General features: G+C 63.4%; 16 protein-coding genes. 3 read left to right on the forward strand and 13 right to left on the reverse strand.

The genetic code is table 11. The features are described 5' to 3' along the window. Positions 1-46: 46 nt before the first annotated feature. The 7 genes from ABH939_RS31965 to ABH939_RS31995 all read right to left on the reverse strand — a co-directional run bounded on the left by ABH939_RS31965 (position 47) and on the right by ABH939_RS31995 (position 8,618). The gene (locus ABH939_RS31965) at positions 47-580 is read right to left on the reverse strand and encodes a phosphatase PAP2 family protein (RefSeq protein ID WP_003943893.1); all 534 of its coding nucleotides are present in this window, start codon (positions 578-580) and stop codon (positions 47-49) included. Then, a complete protein-coding gene (locus ABH939_RS31970) occupies positions 561-2,474 on the reverse strand; it encodes a glycosyltransferase (RefSeq protein WP_007731821.1) in 1,914 nt (637 codons plus the stop codon). Before ABH939_RS31970 ends, ABH939_RS31965 begins: the two co-directional genes overlap by 20 nt. Then, a complete protein-coding gene (glf, locus tag ABH939_RS31975; protein WP_063315967.1) occupies positions 2,471-3,685 on the reverse strand; it encodes a UDP-galactopyranose mutase in 1,215 nt (404 codons plus the stop codon). The genes ABH939_RS31970 and glf overlap by 4 nt, the downstream gene beginning before the upstream one ends. Before the next feature lie 69 nt (positions 3,686-3,754). Then, positions 3,755-4,678: an MBL fold metallo-hydrolase gene (locus ABH939_RS31980; RefSeq protein ID WP_404650689.1), complete on the reverse strand. Its 924-nt coding sequence runs from the start codon at positions 4,676-4,678 to the stop codon at positions 3,755-3,757. A 110-nt stretch (positions 4,679-4,788) separates the two neighbouring features. After that, positions 4,789-5,940 carry an acyl-CoA dehydrogenase family protein gene (locus ABH939_RS31985; protein WP_007731824.1) on the reverse strand — a complete coding sequence of 384 codons (1,152 nt, stop codon included), beginning with the start codon at positions 5,938-5,940 and terminating at the stop codon, positions 4,789-4,791. Between the two features lie 2 nt (positions 5,941-5,942). Further along, entirely contained in the window at positions 5,943-7,124 is a 1,182-nt protein-coding gene (locus tag ABH939_RS31990) for a thiolase family protein (RefSeq protein ID WP_007731825.1), read from the reverse strand. Positions 7,125-7,214: 90 nt separating this feature from the next. Beyond that, positions 7,215-8,618, reverse strand: coding sequence for an amino acid permease (locus tag ABH939_RS31995; protein ID WP_007731826.1), 1,404 nt, complete (start codon positions 8,616-8,618; stop codon positions 7,215-7,217). A gap of 171 nt (positions 8,619-8,789) precedes the next feature. On the opposite strand from ABH939_RS31995, the gene ABH939_RS32000 reads away from it, so the two are divergent. Further along, positions 8,790-10,283 carry a PucR family transcriptional regulator gene (locus tag ABH939_RS32000; protein ID WP_003943944.1) on the forward strand — a complete coding sequence of 498 codons (1,494 nt, stop codon included), beginning with the start codon at positions 8,790-8,792 and terminating at the stop codon, positions 10,281-10,283. Positions 10,284-10,385: 102 nt separating this feature from the next. Here ABH939_RS32000 and ABH939_RS32005 read toward each other — a convergent pair whose 3' ends face one another. After that, complete coding sequence (locus ABH939_RS32005; RefSeq protein WP_054827106.1) at positions 10,386-11,948, reverse strand: SpoIID/LytB domain-containing protein; 1,563 nt, start codon at positions 11,946-11,948, stop codon at positions 10,386-10,388. Positions 11,949-12,279: 331 nt separating this feature from the next. Between ABH939_RS32005 and ABH939_RS32010 the strand changes: the two genes are divergently transcribed. Further along, positions 12,280-14,253, forward strand: coding sequence for an N-acetylmuramoyl-L-alanine amidase (locus tag ABH939_RS32010; protein ID WP_030535825.1), 1,974 nt, complete (start codon positions 12,280-12,282; stop codon positions 14,251-14,253). Between the two features lie 37 nt (positions 14,254-14,290). On the opposite strand, the gene ABH939_RS32015 is transcribed toward ABH939_RS32010, so the two are convergent. The 3 genes from ABH939_RS32015 to ABH939_RS32025 are packed head-to-tail and all read right to left on the reverse strand — an operon-like array spanning position 14,291 to position 16,659. After that, entirely contained in the window at positions 14,291-15,112 is an 822-nt protein-coding gene (locus tag ABH939_RS32015) for a Cof-type HAD-IIB family hydrolase (RefSeq protein WP_063315969.1), read from the reverse strand. A 53-nt stretch (positions 15,113-15,165) separates the two neighbouring features. Then, positions 15,166-15,900 (reverse strand): 1-acyl-sn-glycerol-3-phosphate acyltransferase, encoded by a 735-nt coding sequence (locus ABH939_RS32020; RefSeq protein ID WP_007731829.1) that lies wholly within the window; start codon positions 15,898-15,900, stop codon positions 15,166-15,168. Between the two features lie 3 nt (positions 15,901-15,903). Next, on the reverse strand, positions 15,904-16,659 hold the full coding sequence (locus ABH939_RS32025; protein ID WP_042921233.1) for a 1-acyl-sn-glycerol-3-phosphate acyltransferase: 756 nt from the start codon (positions 16,657-16,659) through the stop codon (positions 15,904-15,906). 93 nt (positions 16,660-16,752) lie between these two features. Between ABH939_RS32025 and ABH939_RS32030 the strand changes: the two genes are divergently transcribed. Further along, a complete protein-coding gene (locus ABH939_RS32030; RefSeq protein ID WP_042921235.1) occupies positions 16,753-17,592 on the forward strand; it encodes a hypothetical protein in 840 nt (279 codons plus the stop codon). Positions 17,593-17,602: 10 nt separating this feature from the next. On the opposite strand, the gene ABH939_RS32035 is transcribed toward ABH939_RS32030, so the two are convergent. Then, a complete protein-coding gene (locus tag ABH939_RS32035) occupies positions 17,603-20,785 on the reverse strand; it encodes a beta strand repeat-containing protein (RefSeq protein ID WP_404650690.1) in 3,183 nt (1,060 codons plus the stop codon). Between the two features lie 252 nt (positions 20,786-21,037). After that, the coding region (locus tag ABH939_RS32040; RefSeq protein WP_404650691.1) for an Ig-like domain-containing protein at positions 21,038-22,129 on the reverse strand (1,092 nt) is incomplete at its 5' end.

Genomic DNA, 22,129 nt, shown 5'->3' on the forward strand with positions numbered 1-22,129 from the left:
GCGGGCAGGGACTTCGGGGGTCCGCTGACCGTAGCCGGTTCCTCGCTCATTTATCTCCACATTTCTGTTCGGCTCTGGCTTCTTCGACCCGGCGAACTACCGCCGCGGATGCGGCTCCCAGTGCCGCTCCGGCGAGTACGTCGGTCGGGTAGTGAACTCCCAGGACCAGACGCGAGAGCATCATCGGGGGCACCAGCAACGCCGGTAAGGGTAGCCCGGTGAGCCGACCGATCAGCACAGCCGCCGCCGTCGTCGACGTCGCGTGTGATGACGGGAAGCTGAGCTTGCTCGGTGTCGAGACGTTGACCTGCACCGAAGGATCGGAAGGTCGCTTGCGCCTGACCACTCGTTTGATAACCACGGAGGCGGCGTGTGCACCGAATGCTCCGACGGCTGCTCCGGCCCATTCCCGTCGACGCGGCTTGTCCACAGCAGCACCGACGGCAGCGATCGCGATCCACCCGAGGGAGTGCTCACCGAAGTGAGACATACCGCGGGCGACCTTGACGGCTCCCGGCAGCTGCCCGACGGTCGACTGAATCCCGGCCAGAATCTGTACTTCAGGAGATGCCGAAGACACGTTCCCACCTTTCCGTGCTGGTCAGTGAAGGAACGGCGTCCTGGTACTGCTTCTTGAGCTCGGGGAAACGGGCGGCGAGTTCGCGGCGCAACCGTGTTGCTTCCTTGAGCAGTTCGAGCGCGAGTTTCGGGTTTCGCTTGCGGTAGACGACGCCGCGACCGTCGGCCGTGGTGACGGTGACGCCGTCGACCTGCGAGAGCAGGAACCAACGGGCGTCGATGGTCGGAACATTGAGCTGAGGGCGCTCGAGGTGTTCCGGCTTGGCCGGCTTCACGTTGTGCACTCCGGCCCTGAGGACCCGGGTGATCTTCGCGACGGTCGACAGCGGCAGGCTCACGTCTCCGACATCCGCACCGGAGGGCAGCGGCAACGCAGTCGACGACGGCAGTACGACGGCGTCGGAGAATTCCTTGCGCTGGGCGTGGACCTCACCGAGTGCCGTCGGCAGCATGTTCGCGACGTGCTCGGGTCCGGCGAGGAAGTCCGCGATGGCCTTGTTCTGGATCGCGACGGTGGAGTACTCGAGGCACAGCAGGTGCTTGAGCGTTGCCTTCACCGTGTTGACCACGAGGCCACGGCCGTTGCCCGGCATGTGGAGCGCGGCCACCACCAGACGGTTACGGAGGTGGAAGTACGCCTGCCAGTCGATGGCGTCGTCCTTGTCGCTCCACGCCATGTGCCAGATCGCGGCACCGGGCAGCGTGACGGTCGGGTATCCGGCTTTCTTTGCGCGCAAACCGTATTCGCAGTCGTCCCACTTGATGAAGAGCGGTAGTGGCTGCTTGATTTCTTCGGCGACCTGGCGCGGGATCATGCACATCCACCAGCCGTTGAAGTCGACGTCGATGCGGCGGTGCAGGAGTTTCGATTCGCGCAGCGGCTTCTTCGAGAAATCGTGGTCGTATTCGACGTTCGGTGCCGCGGTCCACATGAAGATGCCGCGGTCGACCACTTCACCCATCACGTGGAGGTGGCTTCGTTCCTGCAGGTTGAGCATCTGCCCACCCACCAGCATCGGCGACTTCGCGAAACGCGAGAACGAAAGCGCACGCAGAATCGAGTCCGGTTCGATCTCGATGTCGTCGTCCATGAACAGGATGTGCTGGCACTGCGTCGTCTTGAGTGCCTCGTACATGATTCGGCTGTATCCGCCCGAGCCGCCGAGGTTGCCCTGATCGTGAATGGCGAGCCGATCACCGAGCGCTGCAGCAGCTTCGGCGAATCCGGGTTCGTCACGCACCTTGCGGGTGCCCTGATCCGGCATGATGACGGCCTTGATCACGTCCGACACCAGCGGATCCGAAGCCAGTGCAGCAAGCGCCTTGACCGCGTCGGTCGGACGGTTGAACGTCGGAATACCAACGGCGACAGTCGCTTCGCCGGGAGCCTCGACGGGCGCGTACCAGCCGCCGCTCTCGACGACCACTGCCGTATCGGTGGTGATGTCGAACCAGATCCAGCCACCGTCCTCGAACGGCGCCAGTTCCACCTCGAACTCGACCGCGGCATCGCCGTCGGCAAATTCCTTGCCTTCCACGTGAATTCGCGAGGAATCCGCCTTGGAACGGTAGATGTCGACGCGGCCGTGGCCGGACAGTTCGAGACGAAGGACCACCGATTTCAGGATGGACCATCGACGCCAGTAGCTGGCAGGGAACGCGTTGAAGTACGTGGCGAACGAGACCTCGGTCTCGGCGCCGAGCGCTACCGACGTGCGCGAGGTCGAGTGCGCCCGCCGACTGTTGGACCAGGACTCTTCCAAGTACAACGTGCGGACGTCGAGCGGCTCACCGGCGCGGGGCAGGATGATCCGCTGAAGCAGGGACTTGCCGAGGTAGGTCACCTCGTCGCCGCTGACGGCATCTTCGCCTTCGAGTAGATGACGTGCGTTCATTCGCTCTCCCCTGCCAATTCCGCACCCGTTTCGAGATGCGGGCGCAGGGTGTTCTCGAACATCGTCAGCGCGCTGGCGATCGCCATGTGCATGTCCAGGTACTGGTAGGTGCCGAGACGCCCACCGAAGAGGACCTTGTTCTCCACGGTCTCCTTCTTGGCGCGTGAGCGGTACGCGGAGAGCTTCTCGCGATCCTCGGGAGTGTTGATCGGGTAGTACGGCTCGTCCTTCGCCTCCGCGGCACGTGAGAACTCACGCATGATGACGGTCTTGTCGGTCGGGTACTCGCGCTCCGGATGGAAGTGACGGAACTCGTGGATACGGGTGAACGGCACGTCGGCGTCGTTGTAGTTCATGACCGGGGTGCCCTGGAAGTCTCCGGTGGGCAGAACCTCGGTCTCGAAATCGAGGGTGCGCCATCCCAGTGCACCTTCGGAGTAGTCGAAGTAGCGGTCGAGCGGGCCCGTGTAGATGACAGGGGCGTCGGGGCTGGCGGTGCGCAGTTCGTCGCGGACGTCGAAGTAATCGGTGTCGAGGCGGACCTCGATCTTCGGATCCTTCGCCATGTTCTCGAGCCACGCCGTGTAGCCGTCGACAGGCAGGCCCTCGTACGTGTCGTTGAAGTAGCGGTTGTCGAAGTTGTAGCGGACCGGCAGGCGGCTGATGTTCGCGGCGGGCAACTCGGTGGGGTCGGTCTGCCACTGCTTAGCTGTGTAGTCACGCACGAACGCTTCGTAGAGCGGGCGTCCGATCAGGGAGATCGCCTTCTCTTCGAGATTGGAGGCGTCCTTCGAATCGATCTCGCTGGACTGTTCGGCGATGAGGGCGCGTGCTTCTTCGGGAGTGAAGTACCGACCGAAGAACTGCGACACGAGACCGAGTCCCATCGGGAACTGATACGCCTGTCCCTTGTGCAGCGCGAAGACGCGGTGCTGGTAGTTCGTGAACTCCGTGAACTGGGTGACGTAGTCCCAGACCTTCTTGTTGGAGGTGTGGAACAGGTGGGCACCGTACTTGTGGACCTCGATGCCGGTCTCCGGCTCTGCCTCCGAGTATGCGTTTCCCCCCAGGTGGTGACGGCGATCCAGCACCAGCACGCGCTTACCCAGCTGGGTAGCGGCACGCTCGGCGATGGTCAGCCCGAAGAATCCCGAACCGACGACGATCAGGTCGTACTGGGCACGGGCGGTCTCTGAATTTGCAGCGGTCACGATGAACCAGGGTATCGGACCTGTTCGGACGCCGAGGGTTGGATGCGTCACCAGGGACGATGCGGCAAGTCAGGACGTTGCAAGACCGATCAGACCGGAAGCACGAGGTGCACCGCTCGAATCGAATTCGATCACGATCGGTTCGTCGACCGGAAAGTGCGCGGGAAGTAGAAGCAGTCCCTCCGACGCGCAGCGTTCGAGAAGTTCGCGGCGGGTGACCCTCGCGATCTCCGGATCCGCGTCGCCGCCCTGACTGAGGTCCGGGTACAGAAACTGGATCGGATGGTGGATCACATCGCCGGAGATGACGGCGCCGCCGTCGACAGTGCGAATCTCGATCACGATATGGCCCGGCGTGTGGCCGGGCGCGCTGCGAACGACGACGCGTGTGCCTTCGGACTCGACCAGGACGTGGCCGTCGTCGACCGCCTCCCACTTCGCCCCGTCCAGAACGGGACGGACGCTGTCCTCGAAGGTCTGCGCCAGATCCGAGACCACTCCTTCGTGTGGACCGTCGGCGGCGAGTTGTTGGAGCGCGGCCAGTTCGGTGCGATCGAAAATGTAGGTCGCGCGGGGGAAGGTAGGCCGCCAGGTTTCGGCGTCGAGGGCGGTGTTCCAGCCACAGTGGTCAGGGTGCAGATGTGTGCTGACCACCAGATCGACGTCGTCGACGGACACACCGGTGGCAGCGAAGCGTGAGAGGTAGTCGGTGCCGAACATGTGATGCGGCAAGAGGTTCGGCCGGTGCTTGCTGTTTCCGTTGCCGGTGTCGACGACGACGGCCTTGCCGCCGATCTCCACCAGGTAGGTGTGGATGGCAAGCACGAGGTCACCACTACCCTCGTCGAAGAACTCCGGTGTCAGCCGCGCCGACGCTTCCTCTATCTCCGCCTCACTCGCCTGGGGAAAGAGCTCTCGCGGCGGAAACGGCCAGTGCGCCAGCTCTGTCAGTTGGGTGACGCGTGCCGACCCGACGTCGATGGTGAAGCTCATCAGTGTTTGCCTTCCGAACAGCTCGATACCGCTTGTGGGCACACACAAAGGCACCCACCGAAATGCTCGGTGGGTGCCTGGTCGGTGTCAATGGTTTTCGACGCCGGTGATCAAAGACTCTTCGCGATGATGCCCTTCATCACTTCGTTGGCGCCGGCGTAGATCTTCTGGACGCGGGAGTCCTCGTACATGCGCGCGATCGGGTATTCACGCATGTAGCCGTATCCGCCGTAGAGCTGCACGCACCGGTCGACGACGGCGCATTGCTGCTCGGTGAGCCAGTACTTGACCATCGCGGCGTCTGCGCCGTCCAGCTCGCCGTTGAGGTGATCCTCGATGCAGTTGTCGAGGAAGACACGGCAGGTGCGTGCGATCGTCTGGCACTCGGCCAGCTCGAAGGCGGTGTTCTGGAACTCGAAGAGGCTGTGCCCGAACGCTTGACGCGCCTTGGTGTATGCAACGGTCTCCTCGACTGCACGCTCGATGGTGCCGATGGCCTGCGCGCCGATGATGAGGCGTTCCTGCACCAGCTGCGCCATCAACTGACCGAAGCCGAGCCCCTCGGACTCACCGAGGAGGTTCGAGACGGGAACGCGAACGTCGGTGAAGGACAGCTCCGACGTATCTGCGCCGTGCTGACCGACCTTGTCGAGCACGCGGCCGACCGCAAAGCCTTCGCAGTCACGAAGATCCACGATCAGGAGCGAGACACCCTTGGCGCCCGCCTTGGGGTCGGTCTTGACGGCAAGCACGATCATGTCTGCGCTGCCACCATTGGTGATGAAGGTCTTCGACCCGTTCACGACGTAGTGGTCACCGTCACGGATCGCGGAGGTGGTGATTGCCTTGAGGTCGGAACCTGTTCCGGGCTCGGTCATTCCGATGGCGCCGAGGATTTCGCCCGTCGCCATACCTGGCAGCCAGGCCTTCTTCTGCTCTTCGCTTCCGTATTCGAGCACGTAGTGGGCGACGATGCCACTGTGCACGGAGTTACCGAGCGCATAGTCACCGCAGTAGCCCTGCGCCTCGAAGACAGCGAGATCGTGCGCGAAAGTTCCACCGCCCCCGCCGTATTCCTCGGGAATCGAGCAGCACAGCAGGCCGAGCTTGCCGGCTTCGAGCCACACGGACCGGTCGACGCGATGCTGAGCGTCCCACTGCTCACGCTTGGCGATCAGTTCACGATCGAAGAAACCACGGGCCAGTTCGGCTACTGCGGTGATCTCGTCGTCGTGCCACGACGGCTTGCGCTTGGTCGCCATGATCAGACCCGCTTCAGCAGGGCAGCGAGTGCCTGACCGCCGCCGATGCACATGGTGACGATGCCGAATTCGAGGTCGCGGCGGACCATGTCGCGGGCCGCACGCAGGGTCAGGATGGCTCCGGTGGCGCCGACCGGGTGTCCGAGGGCGATCGCTCCGCCGTACGGGTTGGTCTTCTCCGGATCCAGGCCACTGTCACGGATGACGGCGATGGCCTGCGAAGCGAACGCCTCGTTGACCTCGGCGGTGCCGATGTCGGAAGGCTTCAATCCTGTTTGTGCAAAGAGCTTTTCGAGAGCGAGCACGGGAGCGTAGCCCATCAGACCGGGCTCCATGGCTGCCGTCGTGACGGTTTCGAGCGTGACCAGTCCGGTGAGACCGCGCTTGGCTGCCTCGGTGCCCGTCGCGAGGACGAGTGCGCCGGCGCCGTCGTTGATGCCCGACGCGTTACCGGCGGTGACGGATCCGCCCTCTTCGAATGCGGGGCGCAGCTTGGCGAGGGTTTCGACGGTGGTTCCGGGCTTGGGATGCTCGTCCTCGGTGACGGTGACGGAGCGCCGACCACCGGTCTCGACGGGAGTGATTTCCTCGGCGAATGCCGCCTTCGCTGCGTCGGTAGCCGCGCGGCGCTGAGATTCGACGGCGAACTCGTCCTGCTGCTCGCGACTGACGCCGTACTTACGGGCGACGGCTTCGGCAGTGCGACCCATGTGAGCCTTGCTGAACGGGTCGGTGAGCATCGCGACGGTGCCGTCGACGAGGCTGCGATCGCCGAGCTTGTAGCCCGAGCGGGCGGCGAAGTCGTAGAAGGGCATGCGAGACATGCTCTCGTCACCGCCGGCGAGCGTGATGGCAGCTGCGCCCCATCGCATCTGCATCGCCGCAGACCACACAGCCTGCAGGCCGCTGCCACAGAGACGGTTGACGGTGTAGGCGGGGACGTTCTCGGGCAGTCCGGCGGCGATGCCGACGCGGCGTGCGTTGTAGGCGTCCGGGCCGACCTGGCCGATGCAGCCCATGACGACCTCGTCGATGTCTTCGGGCGCAACGCCGGCGCGGCTCAGCGCGGCCTTGGCTGCTGCGGCGCCCAACTCGTGCGCGGGTACGTCCTTGAAGACGCCGCCGAAGCTACCGACGGGGGTCCTGGCCCCGTCGACGATGACGATCGGTTCGGGTGTGGTCATGATTGTCCCCATCTGCTGTGCTCACGTCGATTTCTCTGTCCGTGGCCGATACTAGGACATCGAAGTATCTCGCAGATGGGGACGTTGGTGTCAGGGTGTGGGAGCGCTCTCGGCGACGGGCACGACCTCGGCGTCGGTGTCTTTGTGGTTCCGGTAGCGGTAGAGCCCGATACCCACGAGGATCGCTGCAAGTCCCAGGGACACGATCATCTGGCTGCGCGTCGAGTCCAGGGTGAGCATTCCGATGCAGAGCGCGATGATGGCGGCGATCGTGGCGTAGGTCAGGTACGGGAAGAACCACATCTTGAGTTCCAGCTCCTGGCCCGAAGCTTCGAGCTTGCGGCGGGTGCGCAGCTGGGACACCGAGATGACCAGCCAGACGAACAGCGCGATCGCACCGGAGGAGTTGACCAGGAACAGGAAGACCTTGTCCGGGGAGAGGTAGTTCATGCCGACGGTCAGGAAGCCGACGATCGTCGAGACCAGGACAGCGCGCATCGGGACGCCGGTCTTCTCGATACGTGAGAGCGACTTGGGGGCGTCGCCGCGGCCGGCGAGGGAGAAGATCATGCGGCTCGCGGTGTAGAGACCGGAGTTGAGGCAGGACAGAACCGACGTGAGGACGACGACGTCCATGATGTTGCCCGCGGCCGGAATGCCGTAGGAGTCCATGACGGCGACGTACGGGCTGAGTGCAACCGACGCGCTGTCCCAGGGAAGCAGGGTGACGACCACTGCGATCGAGCCGATGTAGAAGATGAGAATTCGCCAGACGACGGATTTGACGGCTGCGCGAACAGCTTCGAGCGGGTTGGCCGATTCACCGGCGGCGATGGTGGCGATTTCGGCCCCGAAGAACGAGAACACGACCACAAGGACTGCGGCGAGCATCGCTCCTGTTCCGTTCGGCAGGAAGCCGCCGTGACCGGTCAGGTTTGTCATTCCGGGTGCTTCGACGCCGGGCATCCATCCGCAGATCGCCACGATGCCCATGCCGAGGAACGCGATGATGGCGACGACCTTGATGGAGGCGAACCAGAACTCGAACTCGCCGAACGACTTGACCGAGATGATGTTGGTCAGCGTCAGCACGATCATCAGAATCAATGCCCAGGTCCACTGGGGAACGCCGGGGACCCAGCGATTCATGATGAGGGCACCGGCGGTGGCCTCGATGCCGAGCACGATGATCCAGAACCACGCGTACAGCCAGCCGATCGAGAAGCCCGCCCAGCGGCCGATGGCCTTGTCGGCGTACGAGGAGAACGAGCCGGTTTCCGGCGACGCTGCCGACATCTCACCGAGCATGCGCATCACGAGGATGACGACGACGCCGGCAAGCGCGTAGGAAATCAGGACACCGGGTCCCGTCTCCTGGATCGCCACACCGGAGCCGACGAACAGTCCGGCGCCGATGACGCCTGCGATCGCAATCATCGACAGATGCCGCTTCTTCAGCGTGTGCTGAAGTGCCGGCTGGTCTGTACTGGACATCAGTACTCCTTGTGGGCTGTTCGGAACGTGGATCTCGGTGGCGCTCTATCCGGAGCGCATTTTCGATAGCGCCAGTGTCGGACCTTCGGCAAGCTCGCGTCAGGCTCCACTTTGTACAAACGTGACCGCAGGCACTACAAAGTGGCGAGTTCGAGGTGTCAGACTGGACTCATGCCCATCACGCTCCGCCAGCTTTGTGCGACCGAACAGTTCGGCCTTCGCGTCCTGGCTGGGCACGACCAGCTCGATCGCACCCTGACCTGGGCACATGTCTCCGAACTTCCCGACCCGACGCCCTTCCTCGACGGCGGTGAACTACTACTCATCACCGGGGTGTCACTACCGACGACGGCCGCGGAAACGACCCGATTCGTACGGACCCTGGTGGCGGCCGGAATTGCCGGAATCGGTTTCGGAACCGGCCTCGGATACGAGCAGGCGCCACAGACTCTGGTGGATGCGGCCACCCGTTTCAGTGTGCCCCTTCTCGACGTCCCATTGCGAACACCTTTCATCGCCCTGACCAAAGCGGTGTCGAAGGCGCAATCCGACGACGACATGAAAGCGCTGCGCAGCAATTACCAGAGCCTGCGGCGACTGCTTCAAGCTGCGGTGACGGTCAACGGCACCCGGGCAGTCGTACGACGGGTGGCGGAATTGATCGGCGGATGGGCGGCTCTGCTGGACTCGGCCGGACATACCGTCGAGATCTCACACACCGCCGCGGCCGCCGGAATCGAGCGAACTGCCCCCGAGCGCGACGCCCGCCCGATGGAAGTCAGTTTCCTCACGAGTGAGAACGAGGACGTCATCTCCCATCCGCTGCTGACGTCGAGGGGAAAGCTGATGGGGTACCTCGTCGCCGGCTGCCCCGGCGCCGTCGGTTCACTGAATCAGGGCATCGTCATCGCAGCCGCGTCTCTGCTCACGTTGATGACGGCTCGAACCCGAGACGCACAGCTGACGATGAACCACCTTCGTACCGTTGCGATGCATCAGCTGTTCGAGGGACAGAATGCGCTCGCCCGCAACATCTCCGGGGAACTGTGGGGAGGATTTCCGGTCGAGCCTTTCCAGGTCTTCCACGTAGCGGGCCCGAGTGGCCTGCTCGAGAGCGTGTCCGTCTCACTGCTCGATGGTCTCAGCCGCGATCTGGCGTTCGGCATCACCGACGGTGCACTGATTGCCGTCGTCTCGGCTACCGACAGCGGGCGAATCCTCGCCCGTGTCAACGAAATCGACGTCACCGTCGGCGTGTCGGACATGCTGTGGTGGGACGATCTCTCGCGCGCCAGACGCCAAGCCGCGCAGGCAGCAGCCGAGGCCGGTGCCCGCAACCTGCCTTCGATGCGGTTCGCCGAACTCTCGGAGAGCGGATTGTCCGCATTTCTCGACCAGGATCGCTCGACGGCATTCGCGGCGGCACACTTGCGCCCGCTTCTGGAAGCGAAGGGCGGTAGCGATCTCTACCGGACCTTGGCCATGTGGTTGGCACACAACGGGGTGGGCGACGCCGCAGCCACAGCGCTGAATATTCATCGGCATACGTTGCGCAGCAGACTCGCTCGGATCGAGAGCCTTCTCCAGCTCGACCTCGGCTCCCCCACGGAACGTGCGGAGTTGTGGCTCGAGTACCGCCTGCTCGGCGACGCCCCGACCATCTGACCGACAACCAACGAACCCTGAACGACCTGAAGGGCCTCCGCCGGGTTACGGCAGAGACCCTTCAGAGTCGATACGTGCGAGTCGCTACCGACCGACCTTCCCCTAGCTTCCGCCCGTCGGTATCCACTCGCGGAGCACGTTGGCATCAACTACCTGCGCGCCCAAAACCTTTGTCCAGATGATGGTTCCGTTTTCGTAGACACGGAAGGTGCCTGCTTCGGAGGGCAACTGCATCTCCGGGCCGGCAGGAGCACCGAGAGAGCCGCTTTCACCGCCGAGCTCCCGATACTTCTTCTCGATCTGCGTCTCCGTAACCGTACCCGATGGATCGTCGGATGGCGAATTGGATTCCGGCACTGTCGATTCCGAATCCGGTGCCACTACCACACCCGCACCGTCACCGATGGTGAACCAGTCGGATTTCAGGCCGAGTTTCTGGCGGAACTGAATTCCGGTGGCGCCAACAGTTGCATTTGTTCCGACTACCTCGACTGCCGTCACTCGCCCGCCGTCGGTACCGAATCCGTTGCGCGAGAGAATCTTGAGCGATTGCAGCTCACCCACATCGAAGGCGTCCGCAATCTGCCCTGCGGTCAGATTCACTGTCCAGTCATGATTCGGAGAAAGGGCGTCACCGAGATCCTCGACGGCCGGGAATTCACCGCCGGAGCTGTAACCTCCTGTGGACGAGGAGAATTCGGTGGCAACGATCTTGCCGTCACGCGACAGAACGGCGCCGGCGGTGGACCGGACGGCTTCGGTGGTGCGGGGATCTTCCTTGCCCGCTCCGCCGTAGACCTGGCAGTCCTGAGTGTCGCAGGTGTCGGCGTACGAGCTGCGATGCTCGGTCGCAGCGTACGAGCGTGCTGCCACGGCTTGCGCCCGTAGCGCTTCGGCCCCACCGGAATCGGCCCATTCGGCCTTCGCTTCGACCGGCACCACGCCGAGCAGGTAGTCCTCCATGTCGAGGAGATTGACTGTCCGAGCCGAGCCGTTGTCGAGCACTACGCCGAGGGCGCCTCGATAGGGCGCGTCGTTGTTGCACAGCTTCAGGAACTGGTCGGCGGGTCGATCAGGACCGAGGTCCACCGGGTCCACCCACGGATGGTCGGTGACCGCTTCCCAGACAACCCCGCCACCGCACCCGCTGGTGACCACTACCTGCGCACCGCCACCGGGCAGTGCAGTGAGATGGGCAGCCTCGCCGGGCGCGGTGCGCTGACCGTTGACCACGAGGCCGGCGTCGGAGTAGACGTCGAGCGTCGAGTTGTCCTGGGCCGTGAGCCGCACACTCATCTGGGCAGGCGGCATCGAGTCCAGGACGGTTCCCCCGTAGTAGTGACTGAGGATTCGCTCGCCGGACCAGCCGTCGTTCTTGGCGTAGCCGTAAGCGCCCCACTGGCCCATTCCACGGCCATGTCCGTTGCCGTGCCCGGAGAGCGTGAATTGCGTGTCGGCAGCGACGGCGTGCAGGATCGACGGCTCGTCAGCGCGGATTTGCGTGAAACCTCCGATCGCGACGCCGAGCGCAAGAGCCGGAACGAGACCGAGGACCGAGATCCGCATCAGCGAGGTTCGCCTCCCGGGTCCGCCCACCAGAAAGCGACCTGCGCGACCGGACACAGGCTTCTTACCTGCAGTTCCGCTTCTTCCGCTTCTCGCCATCAATGCTCTCCTCATCGCTACCGGCCTCACGAGTCCGCGAAGTCGGTACTTCGCGCGCAGGCCAGTCCACAACGATTTAACTAAAGTCTCACCCTAAGGTTGAGCGTTATGGACTTTTGTGACTAGTGTGGCAAGAGTGTTTGGAGTTAGCAACACCAGTCACACGAGTCACATCAGCATCACGAGTTGCAGACGTACGCGTCCGAAAACTGGAGTTCAACCCCAGAACATGGCATCCGACCTGCTCGGATCCGGTTTTGAAGGATTCCGTTCACGGCCGTCATCGGCCCTGAAGTTCGCTCGCAAGTAACTACAACCGAGGAGTAATCCCTTGCCACACCGTCGACCGAAGCCCTCGCTCGTACTCGGGGCTGTAGCCGCAGTGGCTGTCGCAAGTCCTTTTGCGGTCTACGGCTTCACGAGCACTACGTCCGATGTACGTTCCGCGAACGAGACGACGTCAGTAGCAGTGCCGACCCAGATCGCAGAGGTGCTCCTCGCGTCGGTGCCCGACATCATCATTCCGGTCAAGGAGCTGACCGGTCTCGATCTCCCCGACATCAACCTCGGTGATCTGAGAAACCTCAAGCTCCCGACCGAAATCCCGCTACCTCCCGGGATCACGCTGCCGACCGAGCTGTTCCCGGCACCCGCTGCTCCCGGCGCCCCGACCGAAACCGCTCCGGTTCCTTCCGAGGAAGAGCCAGGTGCCGTGGTCAAGGAAGTCACCCGCGACACTCCGTTCAGCATGGTCGCGTTGACCTCGGACACCATCGCCTCGGCGCAGTCCAAGGTCCGCGCCCTGGCCGAAGACGGCACCTGGGGCCCGTGGTTCACCCCTGACGCCATCGACTCCGCCAGCTCGGATCAGGCCACCAACTCCGGTACCGCCACCGAACCGGTCTTCGTCGGCGCCACCAAGTCCATCCAGATCCTCACGCCGCAGGGTGCCGCTGCTCCCGCAGCCGAGGTTGTGCCGGCCCCGACTCCGGAAGCTGCCCCCGCGCCCGCTCCGGAAGCTGCCCCCGCTGAAGCACCCGCAGCCACCGGCGAACTCGGGTACACACCCGCTTCGGTGTCCAAGCCGCTTCGCCAGGTGACGACGGCAGCAGATGCCGTCACCGCCGTGTTGATCGACCCGGGTGCCAGCGAGGCAGACAGCAATCTGCAGGCCGTCGCAGCGCCGCTCGGCGGCAGCGGACCGTCCGTCATCACCCGTGCTCAGTGGGGAGCAGACGAGTCACTTCGCTGCGACTCCCCCACCTACGACGACTTCATCGGTGGCGCGACCGTTCACCACACCGCAGGTAGCAACAACTACACGAAGGCCGAATCGGCCGGCATCGTCCGCTCGATCTATGCCTACCACGCACAGACGCTCGGCTGGTGCGACGTCGGATACAACGTCCTCGTCGACAAGTACGGTCAGACCTTCGAAGGCCGCGCAGGCGGACTCGACAAGGCAGTTCAGGGTGCACACGCGGGTGGATTCAACGAGAACACCACCGGTATCGCGATGATGGGCGACTACTCCACCGTCGAGCCTTCGCAGGCGACGCTCAACGCCGTCGGCAAGTTCCTCGGTTGGAAGCTCGGCATGGCCGGACTCGATCCCAAGGGCCGAACGACGATGTACTCCGAGGGCACCGAGTTCACGCCGTACCCGCAGGGCGCAGCAGTCGATCTGCCGATCATCTTCGCCCACCGCGACGTCGGAAACACCGCGTGCCCGGGTGATGCCGCATACGCACACATGAACGACATCCGGAACATCGCGGCCGCGAACATCGGGGGAACGTTGAACCCCTCGAACCCCTCCAATCCGTCGACACCCGCGCCCAAGCCGACCACTCCGGTCGACACGGTCACCGGTGGCACCGGTTCGTCGATCCCGGATCTGGTCACCCAGATTCTGCAGATCACCGACAATTCACCGCTCGCGCAGAAGTGGATCGCCGAAGGTGGCGAGATCGGACGCCTCGGCCAGGCACTGTCCGGAATTCTGCAGGCGAAGCTCGGCAACCAGGGTGCGCTGTTCCAGAACGGCGCTGTCTACACCTCGCCGAACGGCGGAGTGTTCACCGTGCTCGGCGAGATCTTCAAGTCGTGGCAGAGTTTCGGTTCCGACGCGGGTGAACTGGGATTGCCGATCTCGGACGAGTACTCGATCCCGGACGGCCTGCGAAGCGACTTCGAGAACGGTTCGCTGATCTTCAACCAGATCACCGGCATGGTCACGAAGGTCCTCAAGACCTACAACGAGACCTTTGCCCAGGAAATGGCCAACAGCGCGCCTGTCGGCTGACACTCGAGCAGTACACGTCCTCGGGCGCTGGTGGGTTCTACAACCACCAGCGCTCGAGGACTTTTGCGACCCCGTGTGCCGAATTGGTGTCGGTGACCTCGTCGGCTGCGGCTTTGGCTTCGGGGTGAGCGTTGCCCATGGCAACGCCGAGGCGTGCCATCCCCAGCATCGGGATGTCGTTGGGCATGTCCCCGAAGGCAACCAGACCCGACAGGTCGAAGCCGAACCTCTCCGCGGCGGCAACCAGGCCCGACGCCTTCGTGATTCCCGGCGCCGAGAGTTCGATCAGTCCGTTCTCGGTGGAGTACGTCATGTCGGCGAGCGCACCGACGTGCGGAGCGAGCGTGTCGTACATCGCCGTGCTGGTCATGCCTGGACGGCGAATCAGGAGTTTGACGGCCGGCGCCGCAAGCACTTCGTCCTCGGACATCTCGGTGTTGTCCGGGTTGAGCCAGGCATGTTCGTAGTCCGGTGAGCTGACGAACTGTGGGGTGGCGGCGTCATGTGCGCTCTCCCCCACTCGTTCCGCGGCCAAACCTGCGCCCGGGAGTGCAACCAGTGCCAGCTCGGAGAGTTCGGTGAGTGCGTCGACCGACAAGGTCGCGGCGCTGAGGACGCGGTCGGCGTAGCTGTCGTAGACAACGGCTCCATTGGCGCAGACGGCGAGTGGCGCGTATCCCAAGCCCTCGACGACGGGCGAAATCCATCGCGGAGGACGCCCGGTTGCCAGCAGGAACGGCGTGCCGGATTCGACGACGGCATGCACGGCGGCGCGGGTGCGGGCACTGACCAACTCGTCGTGATCGATGAGGGTGCCGTCGACATCGGTCGCAACCAAGGTTGGGCGGTCAGGGCTGATACGACGGTCTGGGCTCACACCGCCATTGTGCCTGCCCGGTACGACGGTCTCGCTCAGCGCGCCCGCTTCGCGCGTTCCTGTGCGTCCATGGCCGCAGCTTCCTCCGGCGTCGGTGCGCCACCGCCGAGTCGGCGCGGCACCCAGTACGCCCCGGGCTCGTGCACGAACCCGTCCTGCACGTGGCGCAGGATTGCATCCATCTCGATGCGCAGGATCTCGCTCAATGCTTCGGCGGGCTCGACCGGATCGATCGGTGCGCCCACTTCCACCGAGATCGGGAAATGATTGCGGCCCAGATTTTTCGGTCCGCCCTTGGTGACGATCCGCTGGGCGCCCCAGACGATCAGCGGAATTATCGGTACGCCGGCGTCGATGGCCATCCGAGCTGCTCCGGATTTCATTTCCTTGATCTCGAAGCTCCGGCTGATCGTCGCCTCCGGGTAGACGCCCACCAGTTCGCCCCGTTTCAGGGCGTCGACTCCGGCTCGATACGCCTGCGCTCCGGCAGAGCGATCGACTTCGATGACGCCGCATCCACGCATGAGGAAGCCGAGGACCTTGTTGTCCGCCAACTCGGCCTTTGCCATCACCCTGAGCTTGCGTTTCGCGGTACCGACCGCCAGGGCCGCCGGTATGAAATCGAGGTAGCTCGTGTGGTTGATCGCGATGACGGCGCCACCGGACACCGGGACGTTCTCAGTCCCGGTGCGGGTGACCTTCACACCCTGGAAACCGCTCAGACCACGCGCGACTACCTCGACAGCGGTGTAAACGGGTTCGAAGGACATCGGTCAGCCTTCGGACTTCCGCGCCTCGCGAGCCTTGGCTTTCGCCTCGGCCTCATCGGCATCCATCTTGTCGGCCTGCTCGAGCGTCGGCGCGCTGCCACCGAGGCGGGCCGGCACCCAGTACTCGCCGGCGGGATGGTCGTAGCTCTTCTGCAGATCGAGCAGCAACTCCTGCATCGTCGACCGCAGCTTCGCCGTCAGCTCACTCGCCGGCTCGAAAGGTGCAATCGGCTCGCCGACGGCAATGGAGATGGGAGTGTTGGTGCGGCCCAAACGCTTCGGATAACCCTTCGTCCACACGCGCTGAGCGCCCCAGATGACGACGGGAACGATCGGGACGCCCGCCTCGATCGCCATGCGGGCGGCGCCGGACTTGAATTCCTTGATCTCGAAGCTCCGACTGATCGTGGCTTCGGGGTACACGCCCACCAATTCGCCGCGCTTCAGGAAATCTACGGCCGCCTTGTAGGAGTCGGCGCCCGCGCCGCGGTCGACCGGGATGTGCTTGAGGGCCCGCATGATCGGTCCGGAGATCTTGTTGTCGAAGACCTCTTTCTTGGCCATGAACCGGATGTAGCGCTTCGGGGTCCGTGCCGGCAGTCCCGCATACGTGAAGTCCATGTACCCGGTGTGGTTGATCGCGATCACGGCGCCACCGGACGCCGGGATGTTCTGCTCTCCCTTGACGGAGAACTTCAGGCCCTCGAAAGCGAAGACGGTACGGGCGATGCCGATGACTGTTCTGTAAACGGGATCCACAGTTCGCTAGCGTAGACGGGAATCCGTGATCTGACCCGCAGCAGTTCTGGGGTGGATGTTGGTCAGAATGTCGCAAAAGGGGCGTACGAACGAATGAAGTCGGCAGGACGAGCGGCAGTGGGGGCAGTCGCACTCGCCATGACGTTGGCGATAACCGCATGTGAGGACGACGGACGGACGGGAATCCTGACGGACGAACCGTCTCCGCCGACGACTGAAACCACGACGACAACCACTCTCGCACCCACGACGACAATTGCGCCCGCTGCGCCGGTCGCGCCACCTCCGGTTGGTGACGTGCCCGGCAATCCGGCTGCTGCGCCGGCCTTGGCAGCTTGGGCAACGGACCTGGTGTCCTTGGACGTGGACGCGCTCACGAACGCATGCTGGACGATGCCGCCCACAACGATCGCCGACCGATACTCGGATGTTCCCGCCATCTTGACGGCCATCGCCGCACCAGGCGTCGACGGCCAGTACGCGGTCACCTGGAGCGGCGGCGGACTCTCCGTCGCCGCCAAGCGCTCGGAGATCGCTTCCGGCTATGCGTGCCCGTTCGTCTTCCCTGCGGGGCAATCAAACTTCTACACCGCGGCCGACGCTTCCCACGCCGTCGTCAGGTTTCTCTCACGCGCCACGGGACGGCCGGTCAATACCCGCGACGTCGAGACGTTCTATCCACTGATCTGCCCCGGCAACAGCCCGTGGGATCCGGACGGCACCGGCGCAACCGGCCAGCCGCCTCTCAAGCTCGATCCGAATCAGCTGGCCGGTATCAAGTCTTTCGACGCCGACGCTGCAACAGTCACTCCGGTTCGCGGCGACTACGTCCGTGTCACCCTGCCCGTCAGCGACGGAACCGGTAACTCGCGCTCGATGCAGTTCACCCTGTCGATCGGCCCCGAGGGATATTGCCTCGGGGCCGCGACCTGAACTGCTTCGGTCAGGAACCGAACGGAAGGAAATCGCTCGAGCCAGCGCTTCCTGAACCGAGGCTGCCCGTGCCACCGCCGGTTGCAGCCTTGATCTGAATTGCGTGGGCCGTCGAGGTGGATCCTGTGAATCCGGTTGCCCCGCTGTAGATTGCCGAAATCGAATGCGTGCCGGTTGTGGTGAAGGTGTGGTTCAGCGCCGCGATCCCGTTGACCACTGCAACAGCGTCACCGATCGGAGTATCCCCATCCATGAACTGCACCGTTCCACCGTTCTGCACCGAACTGACAGTCGCCGACAGGGTCACCGACTTGTTCACCACGGCATCACCAGGCACCGTCACCACAGTCTCCGTGGTGACATCCGAAGGCGCAGGGTCCGTTACATTCACCGTCCGCGCCTGGGCCGAGGATCCGACTACACCGGCTCCTCCCGAATAGACCGCAGTGATGCTGTGCGCACCCGCAGAGGTAAACGAATGCGTCAGGCCGGCAGCGCCGACCGTAACCGCTTCAGGACCGCCGATCGCGACCCCACCGTCGTAGAACTGCACGGTTCCGACGCCGACAGCATCATCCGACGACGTTCGGACGTTTGCCCACAAGTCGGTCGCCACACCAGTTTTGGCGTCGGTCGGAATATTCAGTTCGACGACGGATTCCTGGTCGGCAACACTGACCTGAACTGACTTCGCACTCGCAACCGAGTTCTTGAATCCGGCACCAGCCGTGAAATCCGCGGTAATGCTCTGCGCGCCAGCGGCATCGAAGGAATGTGAGAGGGTCGCGGTACCACCGGACACCGTCACCGGGGAACCGATCGCCGCACCGTTCGACTTGAACTGCACCGATCCCACAGCGTTGTTCGGAGCAACCGTCGCCGTGAGATCAACAGCCGCACCCGTAACCGCCGTAGCCGGAACCGACAGCGACGTCGTCGTCTCGACATCCACCGGAGCCGGATCAGAGACCGTCACCGTCTGAGCCGATGCCGAGGAGCTGACGAAGCCTGCACCGCCGGTGAAGTCAGCCGTAACGCCCTGTGCACCAACAGCATCGAAGGTATGCGACAGCGTCGCAACACCCGCGGAGACTGTGACCGGAGTGCCGATCGCCGTGCCGTTCGACTTGAACTGCACCGTGCCGACAGCGTTGTTCGGAGCGACGGTAGCGGTCAGATCAACAGCCGTGCCCGTGATGGCAGTCGCGGGAACCGAGAGTGAGGTCGTGGTCTGGACATCCACCGGAGCCGGATCCGACACCGTCACCGTCTGAGCAGACGCCGACGAACTCACAAAGCCAGCACCGGCGGTGAAGTCAGCCGTAACACTCTGAGCACCAGCAGTATCAAACGTATGGCTCAATGTCGCAACACCCGCGGAGACTGTCACCGGCGAGCCGATCGCCGCACCGTTCGACTTGAACTGCACCGAACCCACAGCATTGTTCGGAGCAACCGTCGCGGTCAGATCAACAGCCGTACCCGTGATTGCCGTAGCCGGAACCGACAACGACGTCGTCGTCTCCACATCCACCGGAGCCGGATCAGACACCGTCACCGTCTGAGCAGGCGCCGACGAACTCACAAAGCCAGCACTGGCGGTGAAGTCAGCCGTAACACTCTGAGCACCAGCAGTATCGAACGTATGGCTCAATGTCGCAACACCCGACGTAACTGCAACCGGTGAACCGATTGAAGTGCCGTTCGACTTGAACTGCACCGTGCCGACAGCGTTGTTCGGAGCGACGGTAGCGGTCAGATCTACGGCCGTACCCGTGACCGCCGTAGCCGGAACTTGAAGCGTTGTAGTCGTACTCAGCGCTGAGCTCGAGATCTCGATGGTCTGAGCTTGCGCGGTCGAACCACCAAAACCTGCAGTACCTGAGTAGACCGCAGTGATCGAGTGTGATCCCGTCGTGGTGAACGTGTGATCCAGGGTCGCCGCTCCGCCAGTCACCGCGATGGGTCCGCCGATGTCGATGCCACCGTCCTTGAACTGGACCGTTCCACCGTTAGCTGCCGGTGAGATGTTTGCGGTCAGCGCGACCGAGGTCTGCTCGACGGCACTACTCGGCACTGTCAACGACGCAGTCGTCTGTACATCGGCAGCGGCCACGCTCACTGTGCGTGCTGGTGACGTGGATGTCAGAAACTCGAGAACACCGTCGTATTCAGCGGTGATGGAGTGATCGCCTGCCGCGGTGAATGTATGTGGCAGTGTGGCAACGCCATTGACGACGGCCACCGGGGCGCCGATGTCAGTTCCGCCATCCTTGAACTGAACGGTGCCGCCTGTCGGTGCCGGGGAGACCTGCGCAACCAAATCGGTCGACTGACCGACCGTTGCAGCCGCGCCGGATGTCACTGTGGTCGAGGTCGCCGCCTGCGAGACGACGTTGACGGTGGCCAATGCCTGACCACCCGCATTCAACCCACCACCACTCGAATCGCGCGGAGAGCAGTTGTAGCGCTCCCAGTACCCCGGCCAAAGGGTCTCGTACTGCAAGAACGTGAACGCATTCTTCGGCGAATTGAACGCACCCGAATCACCATCTGTGGCACGCAACTTCGGCTGCACCGTACTACCCGCGGCACCGGCAACCACCGTCACGTCGATCGCCGGCAACCGGAAGGTCTTCCCTGCCCCTACCTCGATTCCACCGTCACTGTTCTTGCTCGTGCTCGGGCCGTTACCGCCCTTGTTGTTCGAGTCAGCAGTCTGATTGTTCCCCGAAATACGCAGATGCGTACCCGCGCCATCCGCCGAACCGCCGTCGTTGATCCGAATCACCGACGGAGTCACACCGGACAAATTCGACGAAGTACCTGCCACGACCTGAGCATCCACCAACGACACCCCTGCAGGTATATCGAAGTCGTACTTGAGCCGCGTCCACTTACCGACACTGCGGCCTGCATGCCCACCCGTCGGCACCGACATCACGTTCGGCTGAACCCGATAGGTGAACGTCGACCCCGCCACCACCTTCTCCGGCGCAGACACCGTCACACCCGTCGAATGAAACACATCCGCGATATCAACAGCCAGATGTTCATAACCATCGCAACCCAGCTTGAACCCGATCGAGTTCTCCACCGCGGGAGATGACGTCGGAGCTGCCGAAGCAACGCCACCTGCCACCAGCACGCCACCGACCAACGCCGCCACCACGACCGCGGAACTTCTTCTCACCAACACGAACTCTCCTCAGCTAGCAACAGACGTGGATCGGGAACCGCACGGAAGGAGGTCACTCGAACAGAGCGGAAATCGGAATGGAGCTGGACGCTCGTACAGTACCCGTCAAAAGTAGTACTTGTATCAGTTATTTCAGACAAATATTCACGAATTGCCAATAGTTCAGCTAACGACCAATCCGCGATTCCCGAAGAGCAATGCCCCCTTGCACCTATGGGCGCAAGGGGGCATCACATCATCGGAGAATCATGAACCGAACGGCAGCGACAGCGAACCGAGCGAACCGAAGTCACCGCCCCCGTTACCGACGTTCACAACCGATGCAGTCGACGTGGAACCCGTGACGCCCTGGGCTCCGCTGTAGACCGCGGTGATCGAATGGTTGCCGGTCGTGGTGAAGGTGTGGCTCAACACAGCCTGCCCACCGACAACATCGACGGCCGTTCCGATCGGAGTCGTTCCATCGAAGAACTGGACGGTTCCCGACGTCGCGCCGGAAGAACTGACCACAGCCTTCAGCTGCACCGACGTGCCGACCTTTGCCGAAGACGGAGCCGTCAACGACGTAGAGCTTTCGACATCCGACGGGGTCGGAACCGTGACATTGACGTCGACGGATTCCGCGGTGGACGACGTGAACACGCCAGAGCCACTGAATACAGCCGAGACTACAAAGGTGCCTTCTGCTCCGAACACGTGCGGCAGCTTGGCAACTCCGTCAACAACCGCGACCGGGGCGCCCAGATCGACTCCACCGATCTTGAACTGGACCGTTCCGCCGGAAGGCACCAGGGCGTCCGAGGGATCTTCGGACACTGTCGCGAAGAGATCAACAGGCAGTCCGACCTTGGCTTCACCCTGAACACTCAGCACCGTCTTTGTCGCCTTGTCGACCGGAGCCGGATCCGACACCGTCACCGTCTGAGCCGACGCCGACGAGCTGACAAAGCCAGCACCAGCGGTGAAGTCAGCCGTAACACTCTGCGCACCAGCAACATCGAACGCATGCGACAGCGTCGCAACACCGCCACTCACCGTGACCGGAGTGCCGATTGCAGTGCCGTTCGACTTGAACTGCACCGTACCGACAGCATTGTTCGGAGCCACGGTAGCGGTCAGATCTACCGCAGTACCCGTGATTGCCGTAGCCGGAACCGAGAGCGCCGTCGTGGTCTCCACATCCACCGGAGCCGGATCGGACACCGTCACCGTCTGAGCAGGCGCCGACGAACTCACAAACCCTGCACCAGCGGTGAAGTCAGCCGTAACACTCTGCGCACCAGCAGCATCGAACGCGTGCGAGAGCGTCGCAACACCGCCACTCACCGTGACCGGAGT

This window comes from Rhodococcus sp. 27YEA6, from assembly GCF_044908235.1.
Taxonomy (GTDB): domain Bacteria; phylum Actinomycetota; class Actinomycetes; order Mycobacteriales; family Mycobacteriaceae; genus Rhodococcus_F; species Rhodococcus_F qingshengii.

Bases quoted from the DNA above. Each gene is read 5' to 3' on its own strand.
- ABH939_RS31970 (WP_007731821.1), bottom strand. From the start codon at position 2,474: ATGAACGCACGTCATCTACTCGAAGGCGAAGATGCCGTCAGCGGCGAC.
- ABH939_RS31980 (WP_404650689.1), bottom strand. From the start codon at position 4,678: ATGAGCTTCACCATCGACGTCGGGTCGGCACGCGTCACCCAACTGACA.
- ABH939_RS31985 (WP_007731824.1), bottom strand. From the start codon at position 5,940: ATGGCGACCAAGCGCAAGCCGTCGTGGCACGACGACGAGATCACCGCA.
- ABH939_RS31990 (WP_007731825.1), bottom strand. From the start codon at position 7,124: ATGACCACACCCGAACCGATCGTCATCGTCGACGGGGCCAGGACCCCC.
- ABH939_RS31995 (WP_007731826.1), bottom strand. From the start codon at position 8,618: ATGTCCAGTACAGACCAGCCGGCACTTCAGCACACGCTGAAGAAGCGG.
- ABH939_RS32000 (WP_003943944.1), top strand. From the start codon at position 8,790: ATGCCCATCACGCTCCGCCAGCTTTGTGCGACCGAACAGTTCGGCCTT.
- ABH939_RS32005 (WP_054827106.1), bottom strand. From the start codon at position 11,948: ATGGCGAGAAGCGGAAGAAGCGGAACTGCAGGTAAGAAGCCTGTGTCC.
- ABH939_RS32020 (WP_007731829.1), bottom strand. From the start codon at position 15,900: ATGTCCTTCGAACCCGTTTACACCGCTGTCGAGGTAGTCGCGCGTGGT.
- ABH939_RS32030 (WP_042921235.1), top strand. From the start codon at position 16,753: ATGAAGTCGGCAGGACGAGCGGCAGTGGGGGCAGTCGCACTCGCCATG.